The 18,209-nt window shown below is 48.1% G+C and carries 18 protein-coding genes, 1 tRNA gene and 1 pseudogene; 17 read left to right on the forward strand and 3 right to left on the reverse strand.

What is annotated here, in order from left to right; translation table 11 throughout:
* Positions 1–34 precede the first annotated feature (34 nt).
* The 6 genes from KNQ14_RS01960 to KNQ14_RS01985 all read left to right on the forward strand — a co-directional run bounded on the left by KNQ14_RS01960 (position 35) and on the right by KNQ14_RS01985 (position 5,794).
* Positions 35–1,519: a tetratricopeptide repeat protein gene (locus tag KNQ14_RS01960; RefSeq protein ID WP_214859448.1), complete on the forward strand. Its 1,485-nt coding sequence runs from the start codon at positions 35–37 to the stop codon at positions 1,517–1,519.
* Between the two features lie 61 nt (positions 1,520–1,580).
* Positions 1,581–2,543: a thioredoxin-disulfide reductase gene (gene trxB, locus KNQ14_RS01965; protein WP_023469225.1), complete on the forward strand. Its 963-nt coding sequence runs from the start codon at positions 1,581–1,583 to the stop codon at positions 2,541–2,543.
* A 111-nt stretch (positions 2,544–2,654) separates the two neighbouring features.
* Positions 2,655–3,524, forward strand: a complete 870-nt coding sequence (gene rapZ / locus KNQ14_RS01970) for an RNase adapter RapZ (protein WP_055968920.1) — start codon at positions 2,655–2,657, stop codon at positions 3,522–3,524.
* Positions 3,524–4,522 (forward strand): gluconeogenesis factor YvcK family protein, encoded by a 999-nt coding sequence (locus KNQ14_RS01975; protein ID WP_214859450.1) that lies wholly within the window; start codon positions 3,524–3,526, stop codon positions 4,520–4,522. The genes rapZ and KNQ14_RS01975 overlap by 1 nt, the downstream gene beginning before the upstream one ends.
* Positions 4,519–5,475 (forward strand): DNA-binding protein WhiA, encoded by a 957-nt coding sequence (whiA, locus tag KNQ14_RS01980; protein WP_023469222.1) that lies wholly within the window; start codon positions 4,519–4,521, stop codon positions 5,473–5,475. Before KNQ14_RS01975 ends, whiA begins: the two co-directional genes overlap by 4 nt.
* An 82-nt stretch (positions 5,476–5,557) precedes the next feature.
* Positions 5,558–5,794, forward strand: coding sequence for a hypothetical protein (locus KNQ14_RS01985; RefSeq protein WP_023469221.1), 237 nt, complete (start codon positions 5,558–5,560; stop codon positions 5,792–5,794).
* A 121-nt stretch (positions 5,795–5,915) separates the two neighbouring features.
* On the opposite strand, the pseudogene clpP reads toward KNQ14_RS01985, so the two are convergent.
* Both clpP and KNQ14_RS01995 read right to left on the reverse strand, forming a co-directional pair.
* Positions 5,916–6,500, reverse strand: a pseudogene (gene clpP / locus KNQ14_RS01990) (ATP-dependent Clp endopeptidase proteolytic subunit ClpP); the annotation flags it as partial.
* Positions 6,501–6,682: 182 nt separating this feature from the next.
* Positions 6,683–6,758 (reverse strand) — tRNA-Arg (locus KNQ14_RS01995).
* Between the two features lie 153 nt (positions 6,759–6,911).
* Here KNQ14_RS01995 and KNQ14_RS02000 point away from each other — a divergent pair.
* From KNQ14_RS02000 to KNQ14_RS02045, 10 genes are all read left to right on the forward strand, one after another.
* Positions 6,912–8,054, forward strand: a complete 1,143-nt coding sequence (locus KNQ14_RS02000; protein WP_214859452.1) for an RNA polymerase factor sigma-54 — start codon at positions 6,912–6,914, stop codon at positions 8,052–8,054.
* Positions 8,045–8,305 carry a glutaredoxin family protein gene (locus KNQ14_RS02005; protein WP_023469219.1) on the forward strand — a complete coding sequence of 87 codons (261 nt, stop codon included), beginning with the start codon at positions 8,045–8,047 and terminating at the stop codon, positions 8,303–8,305. Before KNQ14_RS02000 ends, KNQ14_RS02005 begins: the two co-directional genes overlap by 10 nt.
* A 115-nt stretch (positions 8,306–8,420) precedes the next feature.
* A complete protein-coding gene (locus KNQ14_RS02010; protein ID WP_251138260.1) occupies positions 8,421–9,449 on the forward strand; it encodes a sugar-binding transcriptional regulator in 1,029 nt (342 codons plus the stop codon).
* A gap of 53 nt (positions 9,450–9,502) precedes the next feature.
* On the forward strand, positions 9,503–10,510 hold the full coding sequence (gap, locus tag KNQ14_RS02015; RefSeq protein WP_023469217.1) for a type I glyceraldehyde-3-phosphate dehydrogenase: 1,008 nt from the start codon (positions 9,503–9,505) through the stop codon (positions 10,508–10,510).
* A 121-nt stretch (positions 10,511–10,631) separates the two neighbouring features.
* Positions 10,632–11,816, forward strand: coding sequence for a phosphoglycerate kinase (locus KNQ14_RS02020; protein WP_035396304.1), 1,185 nt, complete (start codon positions 10,632–10,634; stop codon positions 11,814–11,816).
* A 27-nt stretch (positions 11,817–11,843) separates the two neighbouring features.
* Positions 11,844–12,596: a triose-phosphate isomerase gene (gene tpiA / locus KNQ14_RS02025; protein ID WP_023469215.1), complete on the forward strand. Its 753-nt coding sequence runs from the start codon at positions 11,844–11,846 to the stop codon at positions 12,594–12,596.
* Positions 12,597–14,144 carry a 2,3-bisphosphoglycerate-independent phosphoglycerate mutase gene (gene gpmI, locus KNQ14_RS02030; RefSeq protein WP_035396306.1) on the forward strand — a complete coding sequence of 516 codons (1,548 nt, stop codon included), beginning with the start codon at positions 12,597–12,599 and terminating at the stop codon, positions 14,142–14,144.
* Between the two features lie 59 nt (positions 14,145–14,203).
* Positions 14,204–15,496, forward strand: coding sequence for a phosphopyruvate hydratase (gene eno / locus KNQ14_RS02035; RefSeq protein WP_023469213.1), 1,293 nt, complete (start codon positions 14,204–14,206; stop codon positions 15,494–15,496).
* A 268-nt stretch (positions 15,497–15,764) separates the two neighbouring features.
* On the forward strand, positions 15,765–16,676 hold the full coding sequence (locus KNQ14_RS02040) for an acyl-ACP desaturase (protein WP_035396308.1): 912 nt from the start codon (positions 15,765–15,767) through the stop codon (positions 16,674–16,676).
* A gap of 12 nt (positions 16,677–16,688) precedes the next feature.
* A complete protein-coding gene (locus tag KNQ14_RS02045) occupies positions 16,689–16,937 on the forward strand; it encodes a hypothetical protein (protein ID WP_230088506.1) in 249 nt (82 codons plus the stop codon).
* A gap of 156 nt (positions 16,938–17,093) precedes the next feature.
* Here KNQ14_RS02045 and KNQ14_RS02050 read toward each other — a convergent pair whose 3' ends face one another.
* Positions 17,094–17,414 (reverse strand): hypothetical protein, encoded by a 321-nt coding sequence (locus KNQ14_RS02050; RefSeq protein ID WP_035409954.1) that lies wholly within the window; start codon positions 17,412–17,414, stop codon positions 17,094–17,096.
* 135 nt (positions 17,415–17,549) lie between these two features.
* Here KNQ14_RS02050 and KNQ14_RS02055 point away from each other — a divergent pair, with 135 nt between their 5' ends.
* A complete protein-coding gene (locus KNQ14_RS02055) occupies positions 17,550–17,903 on the forward strand; it encodes a hypothetical protein (protein WP_058264670.1) in 354 nt (117 codons plus the stop codon).
* Positions 17,904–18,209: the final 306 nt, after the last annotated feature.

Consider the following 18,209-nt stretch of genomic DNA (forward strand, 5'->3'; position numbering starts at 1 on the left):
CGAAACCAGTTTACTATTTATGGGGGCTTGAATCATGATGGAATTAACCAAATACAAAGCAGACCCCTTTGCGATAACAGCGCGCCAAGCGGAACTTTTTTATTTCCGCGGACGGAAGGCGCACCGGGAAGGGCGACTGGACGAAGCCGTCTATCATTTAGATGAGGCGACGACACTTCAGCCAGCGGACATCCGTTATTTGCTCCGTTATGCCCGTGTCTTATTCGAGACAGGAGAAATCAATCATGCGAATGATGTATTGAAACAAGTACGCGCACTCGACGCATCAAATACGGAAGCACTCTTTTATTTAGCGAATAACTACGCACACGTCTCACTTTATGAAGAAGCGCGACAACATGCGATGGAATATTTAGAGCAAGCACCAAACGGCAAACACGCGGAGGCATCGGCCGCACTCGTGGAACTGATTGATCTCGAACAAGAGATGGAAGACGACGAAGAGGACGAATTGATTCGTCTGCACGGTCAGGCACAACGCCAGATCGATAAAGGGATGTTGTTCGCGGCACAGGAGACGTTGACGGGACTGATTGCTCAGTACCCGACGTTCTGGCCTGCCTACAACAACCTCGCGATCGTCGAGTTCTATTTAGGAGAGAACGATCAGGCATTCGCTTCCCTTGAACGGGTCCTTGAAGGGAATCCGGGGAATTTGCATGCCCTCTGTAACACGCTCGTCTTGCTACACGAGATGGGTCAGGACGAAGAGGCGCATCGTCTCTCTCGTCAACTCGAACACGTCCGTTCCGTGCACCTTGAGACACGTTATAAGGTCGCATCAACGCTTGCGATCATCGGACGATACGATATCGCCTATGAAGAGTTGAAGTTGCTCGAGCGTCGCGGTTACCGGGGAGATCCACTCTTTGGGCACTGGTTATCAATCTCTGCCTATAAGACAGGACACGTCGAAGAAGCAGCCGCTTTCTTGAAGTCGGACGAAGCACAAGCGTTAAAGGAAGAGACGGATACGTATGACATCCGCCACAACCTGCAGTTTCGCTCGGCACTCATCCAAGCGCTGAAGACGGAAGATGATGTCTCGCGGATCTTTACGGCACTTCTCCTTGGCAAACTGAACGATGCTGAAGCACGGCTTGCATTGTCGATGATGCCAGAAGTGACGGATCAGGAAGACGTCCTGTTATTGACGGAACAGATTGTCATCGAGATGGAAGGACGGACTGAGGTCGTGGATGAACGCATTCACCGGGCATTGCAGACGATCCGTCTTGCGGAACGGTTCGTTTCAGACGAAGAACGGATGAGTCTCGAAGGGGATTTTTATGAACGCTTCGCACAGCTCGTCTTAAGTGGGGAATCGTTCGATTCGATTGAAGCATCGGCTGCATCACTGCTTTATCTGTTCCATGATTTACGGGACGGGATGTTGATCGAAGAATGCGCATCGCTCGTCGATTGTTCGTTTGATCACGTCGCGTCGATGATCCGGACACATGAACGGATGCTGGCACCGCTGCAAGCAAAGTGTTAGACGTTTAGGCGATTCTCACCTATACTCAAACTACAACGATTACGATAAATGGGGTGGAATCATGGCGGAAACAGAACAAAAAATTTATGACGTCATCATCATCGGGGCAGGTCCTGCTGGGATGACAGCCGCACTTTATGCATCACGTGCGAACCTTTCGACATTGATGATCGAACGCGGGATTCCGGGCGGTCAGATGGCGAACACAGAAGATATCGAGAACTATCCAGGATACGATAGCATCCTCGGACCAGATCTCTCGCAAAAAATGTTTGACCATTCGAAAGCATTCGGCGCAGAATACGCGTACGGAGACGTTCGGAGCATTGAAGACGGTAAAGCGTATAAAACGATTCATGCACACAACAAAGATTACTACGCACGGGCGATCATCATCGCGTCTGGTGCACAATATAAGAAAATCGGCGTACCGGGTGAAGAAGAGCTCGGCGGTCGCGGTGTCTCATACTGTGCCGTCTGTGATGGGGCGTTCTTTAAAGAAAAAGAACTCTTCGTCATCGGTGGAGGCGACTCTGCGGTTGAAGAAGGCGTCTACTTGACACGCTTCGCGAAAAAAGTCACGATCGTTCACCGTCGTGACGAGCTCCGCGCTCAAAAAATCCTTCAAAAACGTGCGTTCGACAACCCGAAAATCGACTTCATCTGGAACCATACGGTCAAACAGATTAACGAACAAGACGGGAAAGTCGGCGGTATCGAGCTGATCAACACAAAAACAGCTGACGTGACGACGCATCCTATCGATGGTGTCTTCATCTACATCGGGATGAACCCAATCACAGGCTACGTCCAAGATCTCGGTATCTTAAACGACCAAGGCTACGTCGTAACGAACGAAGCGATGGAAACAAACATCAAAGGCATCTTTGCTGCTGGTGACGTTCGTGAAAAAACATTGCGTCAAGTTGTTACAGCGACAAACGATGGTTCGATTGCCGCGCAAAACGCGCAACACTTCATCGAAGCGTTACTTGAAGAATTACAAGAATCCTCACACGCGTAATAACGAACCAGTTTCATTGAAGGTACCTTCAGTGAGGCTGGCTCTTTTTTTATGATATACTGAGAAAGAAGCGAAAAATACACACGGAACTGTTGTCTGGAGGGCGAAAAGATGGAACAGAATCAACCGCAACTTGTGATCATTACGGGTATGAGTGGGGCTGGAAAGACAGTCGCAATGAACAGCTTTGAGGATTTAGGCTATTTTTGCGTTGACAATCTACCACCGACGTTATTGCCACAACTCATCGAAGTCATCGGACAAGTGCGTCCTAAAATCGCCGTTGCCATCGATACACGTGCGCGTGATTTCATTGATAGTTTTTTTGTCGTTTATGAGGATTTGAAAAAGACGAACTTACAGACTCGGATGCTCTATCTCGATGCGCGTAACGATGTTCTCGTACGCCGTTATAAGGAATCGCGTCGTTCGCATCCGCTTGCACCGACTGACTCACCACTGATCGGAATTGAACGTGAGCGGACGTTACTTGAAGGATTCCGTGATAAAGCACAAATGCTGATCGATACGAGTGACATTAAACCACTTGCCTTAAAAGAACGTTTGCTGAAAGAGTTTACGACAGGAGAGCGGATTCCGTTTACAGTCAACGTCATGTCGTTTGGCTTCAAACACGGATTGCCGCTTGATGCCGATCTTGTCTTTGACCTCCGGTTCTTACCGAACCCGTTCTACATTCCGGAACTGCGTCCAAAGACAGGACTCGATGAGGAAGTCGCGTCCTACGTCATGCAGTGGCCGGAAGCGAAGCTGTTTTATAAAAAACTCGTTGATCTACTCGAGTTCTTGATTCCGCAATATGAGCGGGAAGGAAAGTCGCAACTCGTGATCGCCCTCGGCTGTACAGGCGGGAAACACCGGTCGATCACGTTTGCGGAAGCCATCAGCAAGGAATTCGCGACGCAGTATCACATCGAGACGAATCACCGGGATTATGTGCATGCGAAGGAGGAGAAGTGATGAAATGGGAACGTAAAGTCGTCGCCATCGGTGGCGGGACAGGACTCTCAACGCTTCTTCGTGGACTGAAGCATTACCCGCTCGACATTACAGCGATCGTTACGGTCGCGGATGACGGTGGCAGTTCTGGTCGTCTGCGGACAGAATTCAATATGTTGCCGCCGGGCGATATTCGCAATGTCATCGTCTCCTTGTCGAAATCGGAAACCTTGATGGACCGGATCATGCAGTACCGGTTTGAGACCGGCGAAGGATTGCATGGGCATTCGCTCGGCAACTTGATGCTGACGGCAGCGACACAACTCTGTAACGGTTCGTTCGTCGAAGCGATCGGTGTCATGGGACAACTGTTGAACGCAGAAGGAAAAGTCTATCCGGCGACAGAGCGCACAATCACGTTATGTGCCGAATTCGAGGACGGGACGATCGTCAAAGGCGAGTCACTGATTCCGACGGTCGGTAAGAAGATTGAACGGATTTTCCTTGAAGAACAAGATGTCCGTCCGGTACCGGAAGCGATTCAAGCGATTCTCGATGCTGATGTGATCGTCCTTGGACCAGGAAGTCTTTATACGAGTATCATCCCGAACGTCTTGATTGATGAGATCCGGGAAGCAATTCAGCAATCACTGGCGCCAGTCGTCTATATTTGTAACGTCATGACACAACCAGGCGAGACGACAGCATTTACAGCCAATGAGCATTTATCGACGCTCGAACGTTTTCTCGGTCAAGGCGTCGTTGATACGATCATCGTCAATAATGAGTCAATCGATGCCGGTTACTTGAAAAAGTATCGAAAGGATCATGCCGACATTGTCACCTATAATGAAAAACAATTCGAGCTCGCAGGCGTTGAAGTGCTGGCAGATGATATTGTCGACTACAATCATCATTTCATTCGCCATGACTCAGATGCGGTCGCTAGCCTCGTCATGCGAAAAGTACTATCGATTCGTCGAATGCGTCAACTCGAAGGGAAGGAGGAGCTGACATGAGCTTTGCCTCAGAAGTCAAAAAAGAATTAACGCAGATTCCGATCACCGATCATGAGATGAAGGCGGAACTCGCGGCGCTCGCACGGATGAACGGTGCGATCTCGTTCGGTCTCGGACGTGGTCTGACACTCGATATCTCGACCGAGAATGCTTCGATTGCTCGCCGGATCTATTCGCTGTTGAAAAAAGCATACGGAGTCCATCTCGATCTGCTCGTGCGGAAGAAAATGCGTCTGAAAAAGAATAATGTCTACATCGTCCGTGTTAAGCAACAGGCGGACAAGATTTTGCAAGACCTCGGAATCCTTGGAGAAGGATTCACGATGATTCGTTCGATCAGTGATACGATCTTAAACGATGAACGGAAGGCACGCGCGTATTTACGAGGAGCGTTCCTCGCCGGTGGTTCGCTCAACAATCCGGCGACGTCGTCGTATCACTTAGAGATTTTTAGCTTATATGAGGAACATAATGCAGCGCTCCGTGGTCTATCGAACGTCTTTGATTTGAACGCGAAGGCGATTGAACGGAAAAAGGGACACATCCTCTACATCAAGGAGAGCGAGAAGATTTCCGATTTCCTTAAACTCGTCGATGCGACACAATCGATGCTACGGTTCGAGGACGTACGGATCTTAAAAGACATGCGTAACTCGGTCAACCGTCTCGTCAACTGTGAGACAGCGAACCTCAACAAGACGGTCGGTGCGGCATTACGCCAAGTCGAGAACATCAAGTTCCTTGAGCGGACGGTCGGTCTTGACGTCTTACCGGATAAGCTGAAGGAGATCGCGATCTTGCGCGTGACACATCAAGACGTGACGTTACAAGAGCTCGGGGAGATGGTCGAAAGCGGCTCCATCTCAAAATCAGGAATCAATCACCGGTTGCGGAAGATTGATCAAATCGCTGAAAAAGTACGGAATGGAGAGTCGATGACAGGGGCCTTATAAGAGGGTCGCTTGCGAGATGAACCATAGTCTACTATAATATATAGTCGATGCAACTAAATGTTCGAATTAAGGAGTTTTTGAAATGGCTAACGAAAAGAAACGTATTTCGCTCACTGTAGACGCGAAGTTTGACGAAGTATTAACGAAAAAAGCAAAATCAATCGGTGTACCGAAAAGCACACTCGTTGCGTTCGCAACATCTTTATTCCTGAAACAATTACAAGCAGAAGAAGAGCTTTCGCCACATGCGAACGCAATCTACTCGCTGATTCGTGAAAACCACGACATCGTTTCAGATATCACAGACTTGATCGACTGATCATCGACCTCTCGTTCTACAAGGAACGGGAGGTTTTTTGTTGTATACAGATGAATAGAGAAGAGTTCGCTTTCCTGCAGATACAAAAAAAGTGCCTCCCGAAGGAGACACTCTGGGTGACTTATGCACGTTCCATGACGCGGTCGATGAGACCGTAGTCAGCAGCAGCTTGTGCTGACATGAAGTTGTCACGCTCTGTATCGCGTTCGATGACTTCAAGTGGTTGTCCTGTGTTTTCAGCCATGATTTTGTTGAGGTGTTCACGCATTTTGATGATACGTTCCGCATGGATTTTGATATCCGATGCTTGACCTTGTGTACCACCGAGTGGTTGGTGGATCATGATTTCAGCGTTTGGTAACGCGAAACGTTTTCCTTTTGCGCCAGCTTGGAGCAAAAATGCACCCATGGATGCTGCCATACCGATACAAATCGTTGAGACTTGTGGCTTGATGAAGTTCATTGTATCGTAAATCGCCATACCGGCAGTGATCGAACCACCTGGGCTGTTGATGTAAAGCGAGATTTCTTTATCTGGATCTTCTGCTGCTAAGAACAGAAGTTGGGCAACGACTGAGTTGGCGACGTTGTCGTCAATCGCGCTCCCGAGAAGAATGATGCGGTCTTTTAGCAAACGTGAGTAGATATCGTAAGCACGTTCCCCGCGGTTTGTTTGTTCGATGACTGTTGGAATTAACATAGTCTTTGCCTCCTTATAGTTGGTATGTAGCTTCCTATTCGACTTATCCTTATCATAATCCTTTGGTCAATATTGGTCAAAAGATACGATGCGACTTTTAGGTATTTTTCCATTACAAAGGCAAATGAAACATATCAATATAGAAAAAAGGCAACGCCATTGCTGGCATTGCCTTGTAGTTGAATAAATGGTACACCCGGAGAGATTCGAACTCCCGACACCTGGTACCGGAAACCAGTGCTCTATCCCCTGAGCTACGGGTGCATCTGATGTACTGAACAATTAATAGTATAGCGACATTTTTTCAGAAAAGCAATAGGGAAGCAGGACTTTTCTTTTCTCCGGCGACTCAAAAGGGGTTCAGAGCACGTTTCTTAAAACGTTTCTTCTATAATAAGAAGTGAGGGAGGGGAATCGATGGATCAACGCCAGGAACAGACGCAACAGATGACGTTATCGGCGTCACAACAGTATCAATTACATGTGCTTGAGCAACCGGCGGCAGAGCTCGAGGAGGAATGGCGACGGTTGAAACGACGGTTGCATCGTCATTACCCGAATCAGGTTTCGCTAGAGGTCGAGCAGATGGCAGGTAATATGGCATCCTATGAAGACGAGCTTCTTGCACAAATACGTTTAGAATCAGTCAGACAGGAAATAGGATATATGGCGGAACAACTCATCGTGTATTTAGAAGCGGACGGTTTATTACGGACGTCGGACGAGCAGCTCGCTGCATCCTTCTCGACCGATGTCGCAACGATTACAGAAGCACGGACACTCTTACAAGAATGTCAACCGGTCGGCATCGCTGCCCGCTCGGAGCGCGAGTGCCAATGGTTACAGGCAATCGAGCTAGACGACACGGAATTGATCGGACTAACGGATCGGTTGCGACATGAACCGGCGAGTCAGGTATTCGCTCAGTACAGTGAGGCGGATCGAGCGCGGTTGCGAAAACGATTGACACGCCTGAGCCGGACACCGGATCTTCCTAAAGAAGAACGACTGGTCATGGCAGAAGCACGGATTCACCTGTTAGATGGAAAACTTCAGATCGATTGGATGACACTCGATACGGATCAGACGTGGCTCGAACTAAAAGAGGCAACGCCTTTTTTGCGCGCGTACGAACGACGCCGTGTCACGATGCATGCCATCCTCTCAGTTTTGCTTGAGCGACAAGAACGCTGGTTCAAAGGAGAACTGCATCTTGAGCCATTGACGAAAAAACAAGTCGCTGAGGCGACGGGGCATCATCCGTCAACGATTGGTCGAGCGATTGCTGCGAAGTATGTCGAGACGGTCCATGGTCTCGTTGCTTTAGAAGACTTGTTCGTCTCACGGACGACAACCGGAGATTCGAGTTTTTTGATTAAACGGCGGATCGCCGAATACATTCAACACAGCGATCGTCCGTTAAGTGATCAGCAATTGACGGATCGCCTGCAAGCAGACGGTCTGACAGTCGCGCGACGGACGGTCGCGAAGTACCGGGCAGCGCTTGGTTTAACGAAAAAAACGATGCAGCAAAGGAAGGCGCAATCAGAATGGGATTAAAACGACACAGACACTTAACACTGTATTCACGTCCGGGATGTACGCTATGTGAAGAGGCCGCCATCTTACTCGACTTCGTACTCGATGAGTTTCCGGAATGGACGTTCGAGGAAGTCAACATTGATCAGGATGAAGCGCTCAGTCTACGGTTCTTATACGAGATTCCGGTCGTCATGCATGATGAGGAAATCTGGAGTTATGGCAAATTCGAGACGGAAACGATAAGAAACCGCTTACTTCAAAAAACTTGAGAAACGAGACTTGCAAGGCGAGAAATGGACTGTTATGATAACGGTGTACCAAGTGGGACACGTTATGACATGCGGGACAGAAAGCGTCCAGCTACTTGAGAGGAGAGGGAAATACATGATTCGGCAGTTAGTCCAGATCCAAAAACGAATCGTGCCTGATCTGATCGAAGAAATGCAGACACGCTACGACATCCTTCATTACGTACGACTGATGCAACCGATCGGACGACGTACGCTTGCGACAAGCCTTGGCTTGACGGAACGCGTCTTACGACGGGAAGTCGACTTTTTGAAGCAACAAGACCTCCTAGAGGTCGCGACGCAAGGGATGTCCTTGACGGATGAAGGACGAAACGTTCTTCGCAGCATGCACAGCATCATGGGAGAACTCGCAGGGATCTCAGACATGGCGAAAGCCTTGAAAGAGAGACTCGGAGTACGGGACGTCGTCATCGTACCGGGTGATTCCGATGAGACCTTCTGGGTACAACGAGACATGGGGCGGGCGACCGTCGCACGACTCAAACGAGAGCTTTCTTCAGACCATCACAATACGATCGCTGTCACAGGCGGTACGACGATGGCTTCCGTCGCGGCGATGATGTCGCCAGATAAGGAACACCGTCCAATGACGTTCGTTCCGGCACGCGGAGGATTAGGAGAAACGCTCGAACTACAAGCGAACACAGTATGCTCACGGATGGCGTCACGCGCTCAAAGTGATTATCATCTGCTTCACATCCCAGACATGGTCAGCACAGAGACGTTCGTCAAGATGATTGAAGAGCCGAGCATAAAAAATGTGCTTCAAATGATTAAAGGTGCTTCAATCGTGGTACATGGAATTGGTGAGGCGAAAACGATGGCAAAACGTCGTCGTGCGTCTGCGGATCTCCTGACCCGACTGGAACATGAACAGGCAGTAGCGGAAGCATTCGGATATTACTTCGACCGAAACGGGAACATCGTGCACCGGGTCAAGACGGTTGGTCTTCAACTGGCTGACTTGAAGCAAGTCGAACACGTCATCGTCGTCGCAGGTGGTCATTCGAAGGCAGAAGCGATCAACGCCTATGTCAAACAGTCGCCAGACATCATCCTGATTACGGATGAAGGCGCAGCAGCTTCGATTTTGAAAGGGTAACCCCCTTTTGAATAATAGATAACTCGCTTTACATTAAAAGGAGGAAAATTATCATGGCAGTAAAAGTTGGTATTAACGGATTTGGACGTATCGGACGTTTGGCACTTCGTCAAATTCTTCAATTCGATGGAATCGAAGTAGTCGCGATCAACGACCTTACAGACACTAAAATGCTTGCGCACCTTCTCAAATATGATACGACTCAAGGTCGTTTCGACGGCGAAGTTGAAGTACACGACGGTTACTTCCTCGTCAACGGTAAAGAAATCAAAACACTTGCTAACCGCAACCCAGAAGAACTCCCATGGGGCGAGCTCGGTGTTGACATCGTTCTCGAATGTACTGGTTTCTTCACAGACAAAGAAAAAGCTGAGCTTCACTTAAAAGCTGGCGCTAAAAAAGTCGTTATCTCTGCACCTGCAACTGGCGACATGAAAACAGTCGTCTTCAACACGAACCACGAAATCCTTGACGGAACTGAAACAGTTATCTCTGGTGCTTCTTGTACTACAAACTGTCTCGCGCCAATGGCTAAAGTTCTCCAAGATCAGTTCGGAATCGTTGAAGGTCTCATGACTACGATCCACGCTTACACTGGTGACCAAAACACACTCGACGCTCCACACCCTAAAGGTGACTTCCGTCGTGCACGTGCGGCAGCAGCAAACATCGTTCCAAACTCAACTGGTGCTGCAAAAGCAATCGGTCTCGTTCTTCCAGAACTTCAAGGTAAACTTGATGGATCTGCACAACGTGTACCAGTCGCTACAGGTTCACTCACTGAGCTCGTAACTGTACTCGACAAAAAAGTTTCTGTAGAAGAAGTCAACGCAGCAATGAAAGCAGCTGCTAACGAGTCTTACGGTTACACTGAAGACGAAATCGTTTCTTCTGACATCGTTGGTATCTCTTACGGATCACTCTTCGATGCAACACAAACTAAAGTCATGACAGTCGGCGACAAACAACTCGTTAAAACAGTTGCTTGGTATGACAACGAAATGTCTTACACTAGCCAACTCGTTCGTACACTCAAACACTTCGCAGAAATCGCTAAGTAATTCGAGCAATTAAATAGCAATTGAATAAGAGCGGAAACGATATCAGTCTCCGCTCTTATTGCGGAAAAAAGCGGGAGGGGCATTCGCCCCTCACTATACGTAAGAGACGGAGGACGAATGTATGAATAAGAAATCGATTCGCGACATCGATGTACAAGGAAAACGCGTATTTACACGCGTGGATTTCAACGTACCGTTGGAAGACGGTAAAATCACGGATGACACACGGATCCGTGCTGCACTCCCAACGATCAAACACTTGATCGACGGTGGAGCAAAAGTCATTCTCGCTAGCCACATGGGTCGTCCAAAAGGCGAAAAGAACCCTGAGTTCTCACTTGCACCAGTCGTAGCACGCCTCAGCGAATTGCTTGGTAAAGACATCAAGCTCGTTGAAGAAGCATACGGTCCAGTTGCAGAAGAAGCAGTCAGCAAACTCGAAAACGGCGATGTCGTCGTCTTAGAGAACGTTCGCTTCTACCCTGGTGAAACGAAAAATGACGAAGAGCTCGCTAAAGGATTCGCGAAACTCGCTGACGTCTTCGTCAACGACGCGTTCGGCGCAGCACACCGTGCACACGCATCGACAGAAGGTATCGCACACCATGTCGACACAGCAGTTGCCGGTCTTCTCATCGAAAAAGAACTTCAAGTTCTCGGTAAAGCTCTTTCTAACCCAGATCGCCCGTTCACGGCAATCATCGGTGGTTCGAAAGTAGCGGACAAAATCGGTGTCATCGATCACTTACTCGACATCGTCGATACGTTGATCATCGGTGGCGGTTTATCGTACACGTTCCTCACAGCTCGTGGTATCGAAGTCGGTACTTCACTTCTTGAGGTCGATAAAATCGACCAAGCGAAGGAATTCATGAAGAAAGCAGAAGAAAAAGGCGTTAAGTTCCTCATGCCAATCGACTGCGTCATCACGAAGGAATTCGGAGAAGAAACATATGTCGGACCACGTGACATCACAGAGATCCCAGCCGATCACATGTCACTTGATATCGGTCCAAAAACGGTTGAACTCTATGCAGAGGCAATCAAGAACTCGAAACTCGTCGTCTGGAACGGACCGATGGGCGTATTCGAACTCGATAAATACGCAAACGGTACAAAAGGTGTCGCGCAAGCTCTTGCGGACAGCGATGCGTACTCAATCATCGGCGGTGGCGACTCAGCTGCTGCGGCAGAGAAATTCGGTCTTGCTGACAAAATGAGCCACATCTCTACAGGTGGTGGAGCAAGTCTCGAATTCATGGAAGGGAAAGCTCTTCCTGGTGTCGAAGCGCTAAACGACAAGTAATCTAAGTTCACAAGGGAGTGTTTCTCAATGCGTAAACCAATTATCGCAGGTAACTGGAAGATGAATCTGACGCTCAAGGATGCAGTCGCATTCGTTGAGGAAGTCAAAGGAGCTGTACCTGCTTCGACGACAGTCGACGCAGCCGTCTGTGCGCCAGCAGTATTCTTGGCACACTTGACAGAAGCAGCAGCTGGTACGGATCTTAAGATCGGTGCTCAAAACATGTACGACAAAGAGAGCGGTGCGTTCACTGGTGAAATCAGCCCGCTCATGCTCAAAGAACTCGACGTGACTTACGTCATCCTTGGTCACTCTGAGCGTCGTGAGTACTTCGGCGAAACAGATGCGTTCATCAACAGCAAAGCGAAAAAAGCGTTCGAGCACGGTCTCGTTCCAATCGTTTGTGTAGGTGAAACACTGGAAGAACGTGAAGGCGGCAAGTTCGAAGACGTCATCCGCGAACAGACAGCAAACAGCCTCAAAGGTCTTACTGTCGACCAAGTGAAAAATCTCGTCGTCGCATACGAGCCTGTCTGGGCAATCGGAACAGGTAAATCAGCGACAGAACAAGATGCACAAGATTCTTGTAAATTCGTCCGTGACGTCGTTGCAGCTGAATTTGGTGCTGAAGCAGCAGAAGCTGTCCGCATCCAATACGGTGGTAGCGTCAAACCGGAAAACATCAAAGAATATATGGCTCAACCAGACATCGACGGCGCGCTCGTCGGCGGTGCAAGTCTTGAGACAGGATCGTTCCTCAAACTGTTGGAGGCGATTTAAATGAAAAAACGTCCAGTCGCACTGATCATCCTTGATGGTTTTGGTATGCGTGACGAGGAGTTCGGAAATGCCGTTACGGCGGCAAACAAACCGAACTTCGACCGTTACTGGGGTCAATACCCGCATACGTTGTTGAATGCGAAAGGCGAATACGTCGGTTTGCCTGAAGGTCAAATGGGGAACTCAGAAGTGGGTCACCTCAACATCGGTGCAGGTCGCGTCGTCTATCAATCGCTATCCCGAATCAACAACGCAATCAAGGATCGCTCGTTCTTCTCGCGTCAAGCGATGAACGATGCGGCAGGTCACGTGAAGAAATACGGTTCAGCGCTTCATATCTTCGGTTTGGTCTCTGACGGTGGAATCCACAGTCACATCAACCACTTATATGCGGTGCTCGAATTCGCGAAACTTCACGAAATCGAAAAAGTCTACCTCCATGCTTTCACGGACGGTCGTGACTGCGACCCACAATCGGGCGCTGGTTTCCTCCGTGACGCGCAAGCGAAGATGGATGAATTGAATGTTGGACAATTCGCGAGTATCTCTGGTCGCTACTATGCGATGGATCGCGATAACCGTTGGGAGCGCGTCAAGAAAGTCTATGACGTCATCACGTTCGGTGAAGGTCCAACGACGAAGGATCCAATCGGCATGGTTGAAGCTTCGTACAAACAAGACGTAACGGATGAGTTCATCGAACCAACTGTTGTCGTGCAGGAAGACGGTACGCCAGTCGCACCGATCCACGATAACGATGCGATCGTGTTCTTCAACTATCGTCCTGACCGTGCGATTCAGCTTTCGAAGGTCTACAAAGAAAAAGGTGGCTTCGACGGTTTCGAAATTCCGGACAACGCACCGAAGAACCTGCTACTCGTCTCAATGACGAAGTACTCGGATGCGATTGATACGGACATCGTCTTCCCGCCTGAAGACATCAAGAACACGCTGGGTGAGACATTGTCAAAACAAGGTCTCAAACAGCTACGCATCGCGGAAACGGAAAAGTATCCGCACGTCACGTTCTTCTTCAACGGACAACGTGAAGAACCATACGAAGGGGAAGATCGGATCTTGATCCCTTCACCAAAAGTCGCGACATACGACTTGAAACCGGAGATGAGCGTCTATGAAGTCACAGATGCCCTCGTCGACGCAATCAACTCGGACAAACACGACGCGATCATCCTCAACTTCGCTAACCCGGATATGGTCGGTCACTCGGGTATGCTCGAGCCGACGAAAAAGGCGATCGAAGCTGTCGATGAGTGTCTTGGGAAAGTCGTTGACTTGATTCTCAGCAAAGGCGGCGCGGCAGTCATCACGGCTGACCACGGGAACGCGGATAAAGTCCTCAATGCGGACGGCAGTAAGATGACGGCGCATACGACAGAACCCGTTCCATGTATCGTGACGGTCGAGGACGTTGAACTCCTTGAACCACTCACAGGTGCACTCGCTGACCTCGCACCAACGGTCCTTGATCTCCTCGGAGCGGACCAGCCAGCAGAAATGACTGGTAAATCGATCGTATTGAAGAAATAATCCCGTCGATCGAAGTAGCTACACCACATATTTCTTACACACAAAAGGAGCGAATTTAAATGTCAATGATTACAGAGATTTACGCACGCGAGATTCTTGATTCACGCGGTAACCCAACAGTAGAAGTAGAAGTTTATACAGAAGATGGCGGTTTCGGTCGCGCACTCGTACCATCAGGTGCATCAACTGGTGAGCACGAAGCAGTCGAACTCCGTGATGGCGACAAAGCACGTTACCTCGGAAAAGGTGTTTTGAAAGCTGTTGACAACGTCAACGAAAAAATCGCACCAGAAATCATCGGTTACGATGTCTTCGACCAAGCTGGAATCGACAAAAAGATGATCGATCTCGACGGTACGAAAAACAAAGGTAACTTCGGCGCTAACGCAATCCTTGGTGTTTCTATGGCTGCTGCACGTGCTGCTGCTGATGAGCTTGGTCTTCCACTTTACACATACCTCGGTGGATTCAACGCGAAAACATTACCAACACCAATGATGAACATCATCAACGGTGGATCACACGCAGACAACAACGTGGACTTCCAAGAGTTCATGATCATGCCTGTCGGTGCTCCAACATTCAAAGAAGCACTTCGTATGGGTGCTGAAATCTTCCACGCGTTGAAATCAGTTCTTAGCGGAATGGGTCTTAACACAGCAGTTGGTGACGAGGGTGGATTCGCTCCAAACTTGAAATCAAACGAAGAAGCAATCACAGTTATCCTTGAAGCAATCGAAAAAGCTGGCTACAAAGCAGGCGAAGATGTTTACCTTGCAATGGACGTCGCTTCTTCTGAGTTCTACGATAAAGCAGCTGGAACATACAACCTCGCTGGCGAAGGCAAAGTCCTCTCAACAGAAGAGCTTGTTGAATTCTACGCACAACTCGTTGACAAATACCCAATCATCTCAATCGAAGATGGCTGTGACGAAAACGACTGGGATGGTCACAAACTTCTTACAGATCGTATCGGACACAAAGTCCAACTCGTTGGGGATGACTTGTTCGTAACGAACACTGAGAAACTTGCTGAAGGTATCGAAAAAGGCATCGCTAACTCGATCCTCATCAAAGTTAACCAAATCGGTACGTTGACTGAAACATTCGACGCAATCGAAATGGCTAAAAAAGCTGGTTACACAGCTGTCGTTTCTCACCGTTCTGGTGAAACTGAAGATTCAACGATCGCTGACATCGCTGTTGCGACAAACGCTGGTCAAATCAAAACTGGTTCACTTTCACGTACAGACCGTATCGCGAAATACAACCAACTTCTCCGTATCGAAGACATGCTTTCAGACGTTGCTGTCTACGACGGAATCAAATCATTCTACAACCTCAAGAAGTAATTTCAGGTTGATCGTTTGAACAAGCTATAAGGAAAACCTCCTATTCGTGTGATACGTACACACGGATAGGAGGTTTTTGTATATCAAGCAATGTCAAACCAAAAAGTCGCTTTTGTCATCAAAACTATACTGAACTGTCAAAAAATTGATTCATCCTAGTAGATGACTAAAATGTTATACTCATAAATAAGTGCAAATTAAATAGTTATAGGCATTAATTACATCTTGCTCGATGAAGATGACAAATACGTCTAAAGGAGATACGATCATGTTAAATTCAGATTTAGATATCCGTTTAGAACCACGCATTCAAGAGTTATATCGACTTCACAAGGAGCGTTCAGCCAACATCGACTGGAGCTACCACGAGTTCATTCCGTGGGATAAGGCGATGTCGTTCAAACGCGTTCCTTGGGACGAAAGCCAAGTCACGCTTCCGGAAGGTGTCATCGTCGCAATCGAGACGGCATTACTGACAGAGGTCAACTTACCGTGGTACACATCGCACTTAGACTATACGTTCAAAAACTCGATGGAAGTCATCAATGATTTCGTTCGGACATGGACAGCAGAAGAAGATCAGCACTCGAACTTACTCGAGACGTATTTACTCGTCACGCGAAACGTCAATCCAACGCGACTTCATCAATTAAGAAGACGTGTCGTTGAGAACGGCTGGTTCCCAGACTTCACGAACCCGTTAGCGACAATGGCATATACGTCACTGCAAGAGTTAGCGACACTCGTCTTTTACAACAACGTCGCAAAAATCGCAGGGGCACACGACAAAGACTTAGCAACGCTACTCCGTCGTCTAGCGAAAGACGAAGCACTGCATTATGCGTTCTATCGTGACACGGTCAAAGCACACCTAGAGCTTGACCCGAACTTCATCGTTTTCTTCGAAGACGTCATCATCAACTTCTCGATGCCAGGTGCTGTCATGCCTGACTTCACGGAACGCATGAAGACGATTGCTGTTGATACGAACTATGGACCACTCCAATACTTCGACCAAGTATTAGACGTCGTCGTCAAATTCTGGGGCATCGCCGATTTAGAACCGACAACTGACGAAGCGAAACAATCTCAAGCGAACATCATGAAGTATCATGGACGTCTGAAGCGTATCAAGGAACGTCAAGAGCGCCAACTCGAAAAAGCGAAGATTGACGCGTAAGGGGGAATGAAGATGAAGTGTGAAATCTGTGGAACTGAAACGAACAACCAAGTCAGTTACTTGGAACTCGACACGTGGGAATTCAACTCATTGAACAAAGAAGCAAAAGATTTTTATCCGATCTGCTTTGATTGCTTCGATAAGCATACAAACCAGTTCATCGATCAGGAGATGGATCTCGAATTACGTAAAAAACGTTCGCAAATGGTCAACAAAGAAGTAGAAGCTGAAATCGAAGCGATTCTTGAGGTTGAGAATTAAGTCGTCTTTACCATACGTGAAGGGAAGTAAAACCGGTAGTGCTTTGGCGCTATCGGTTTTTTATTATCCCTAATTTTTATTATCCCTAAAAAAAAAGCAGTTATCTCTTGCTTCACATGTTTTGTGAAAGAAGAAATAGCTGCTTTTAACATGAAGTCAGTCTTCGATGAATGTAACGAGATAATGATGGGCAGAATGAAGCGGTGCACGGGTCACGAAAAAGTCCGGGAGATCGACATCGATTCCCAATTCGCGTAGTGTATCGGGATCCAAACATTCCTGAATCAAACGTTTGATGTCTTGTAACAGTTCATCGTGCAAGTTCGCTTCCTTCGGAAAGGCACGTTTCGCGTCATCGCGCAACAATAGCACGATCGGTGGTAGACCTCGTAAGAGATCGACCTGAAGGGGCTGCTGATGACGTTCGAAATAATCATTCAGACAACTGACGACCTTCATCGAGTGTTCTTCTTTCATCCGATCCCAACTCTCTGTATGTGACTGTAACTCTCTAGCTATTCCCTAATTGAAGCGAGGATATGCAGGGAAACTGGAAATGAAGCATTACGAGGACGCTGTTCGGGGTAGAACTAGAGGGAAGGGGGAATCGACATGCTATTTCGGTTTTTGTTTTTAGGGCTTGATACGTCGATTGGTGACATCCCGTTGCGCCTCATCTATTTTACGGAACTCATACTATTCATCGGTTTGTATCAAATCACGAGCCGATTTTCACGTCAGAGTCTGATTTTGGGAACGGCACTCGGAATTGGCGGACTGATTGCCATCTTACCCGGTGCGCTCTATATCATCCGTTATAATCCGGAGGATGCCGTCATCGATGTCACGTTCCTATTGATTTATTTGTTTGAGCCGCTGGCAATCATTGCGTTCGTTGTGGCTTTGATTCGACGTTTGTATACAGAGAAGAAAAATAAAAAGAATCAAAGCGAAGATATTCATTGATTTTCGTCCAAGACGTCGCTTTTTGCGGGCGGAAGGCAAGCCTCCTCGTCGCGTGTGCTCCTGCGGGGTCTTACCTATTCCGCTATTCCCGCAGGAGTCTCCGTCTTCTCTGAAAATCAATCGTCTAGTGCTATCTATCAATACACCGTAAGCTGGCGTGACGCTGTCTTGCGGTGTATTTGCGTATGCATCCAATTACTTTCTTTCAATAGTGTAAGGAAGAGTAACTGGAAGAATATTCTATAATGAAGGAGAAGCGAAATTAGATAGTAGTCGGTTTCGTAAGATCCTGGTGATTATAGGAGT

This window comes from Exiguobacterium sp. s161, assembly GCF_018619045.1.
Lineage (GTDB): Bacteria > Bacillota > Bacilli > Exiguobacteriales > Exiguobacteriaceae > Exiguobacterium_A > Exiguobacterium_A indicum.

Excerpts from the sequence above, each read along its gene's own strand:
- eno (WP_023469213.1), top strand. The coding sequence starts at position 14,204 with ATGTCAATGATTACAGAGATTTACGCACGCGAGATTCTTGATTCACGC.
- KNQ14_RS01975 (WP_214859450.1), top strand. The coding sequence starts at position 3,524 with ATGAAATGGGAACGTAAAGTCGTCGCCATCGGTGGCGGGACAGGACTC.
- KNQ14_RS02005 (WP_023469219.1), top strand. The coding sequence starts at position 8,045 with ATGGGATTAAAACGACACAGACACTTAACACTGTATTCACGTCCGGGA.
- KNQ14_RS02020 (WP_035396304.1), top strand. The coding sequence starts at position 10,632 with ATGAATAAGAAATCGATTCGCGACATCGATGTACAAGGAAAACGCGTA.
- KNQ14_RS02055 (WP_058264670.1), top strand. The coding sequence starts at position 17,550 with ATGCTATTTCGGTTTTTGTTTTTAGGGCTTGATACGTCGATTGGTGAC.
- rapZ (WP_055968920.1), top strand. The coding sequence starts at position 2,655 with ATGGAACAGAATCAACCGCAACTTGTGATCATTACGGGTATGAGTGGG.
- gap (WP_023469217.1), top strand. The coding sequence starts at position 9,503 with ATGGCAGTAAAAGTTGGTATTAACGGATTTGGACGTATCGGACGTTTG.
- KNQ14_RS02045 (WP_230088506.1), top strand. The coding sequence starts at position 16,689 with ATGAAGTGTGAAATCTGTGGAACTGAAACGAACAACCAAGTCAGTTAC.
- trxB (WP_023469225.1), top strand. The coding sequence starts at position 1,581 with ATGGCGGAAACAGAACAAAAAATTTATGACGTCATCATCATCGGGGCA.
- KNQ14_RS02050 (WP_035409954.1), bottom strand. The coding sequence starts at position 17,414 with ATGAAAGAAGAACACTCGATGAAGGTCGTCAGTTGTCTGAATGATTAT.
- KNQ14_RS02010 (WP_251138260.1), top strand. The coding sequence starts at position 8,421 with ATGATTCGGCAGTTAGTCCAGATCCAAAAACGAATCGTGCCTGATCTG.
- KNQ14_RS02040 (WP_035396308.1), top strand. The coding sequence starts at position 15,765 with ATGTTAAATTCAGATTTAGATATCCGTTTAGAACCACGCATTCAAGAG.
- whiA (WP_023469222.1), top strand. The coding sequence starts at position 4,519 with ATGAGCTTTGCCTCAGAAGTCAAAAAAGAATTAACGCAGATTCCGATC.
- tpiA (WP_023469215.1), top strand. The coding sequence starts at position 11,844 with ATGCGTAAACCAATTATCGCAGGTAACTGGAAGATGAATCTGACGCTC.
- KNQ14_RS01960 (WP_214859448.1), top strand. The coding sequence starts at position 35 with ATGATGGAATTAACCAAATACAAAGCAGACCCCTTTGCGATAACAGCG.
- gpmI (WP_035396306.1), top strand. The coding sequence starts at position 12,597 with ATGAAAAAACGTCCAGTCGCACTGATCATCCTTGATGGTTTTGGTATG.
- KNQ14_RS01985 (WP_023469221.1), top strand. The coding sequence starts at position 5,558 with ATGGCTAACGAAAAGAAACGTATTTCGCTCACTGTAGACGCGAAGTTT.
- KNQ14_RS02000 (WP_214859452.1), top strand. The coding sequence starts at position 6,912 with ATGGATCAACGCCAGGAACAGACGCAACAGATGACGTTATCGGCGTCA.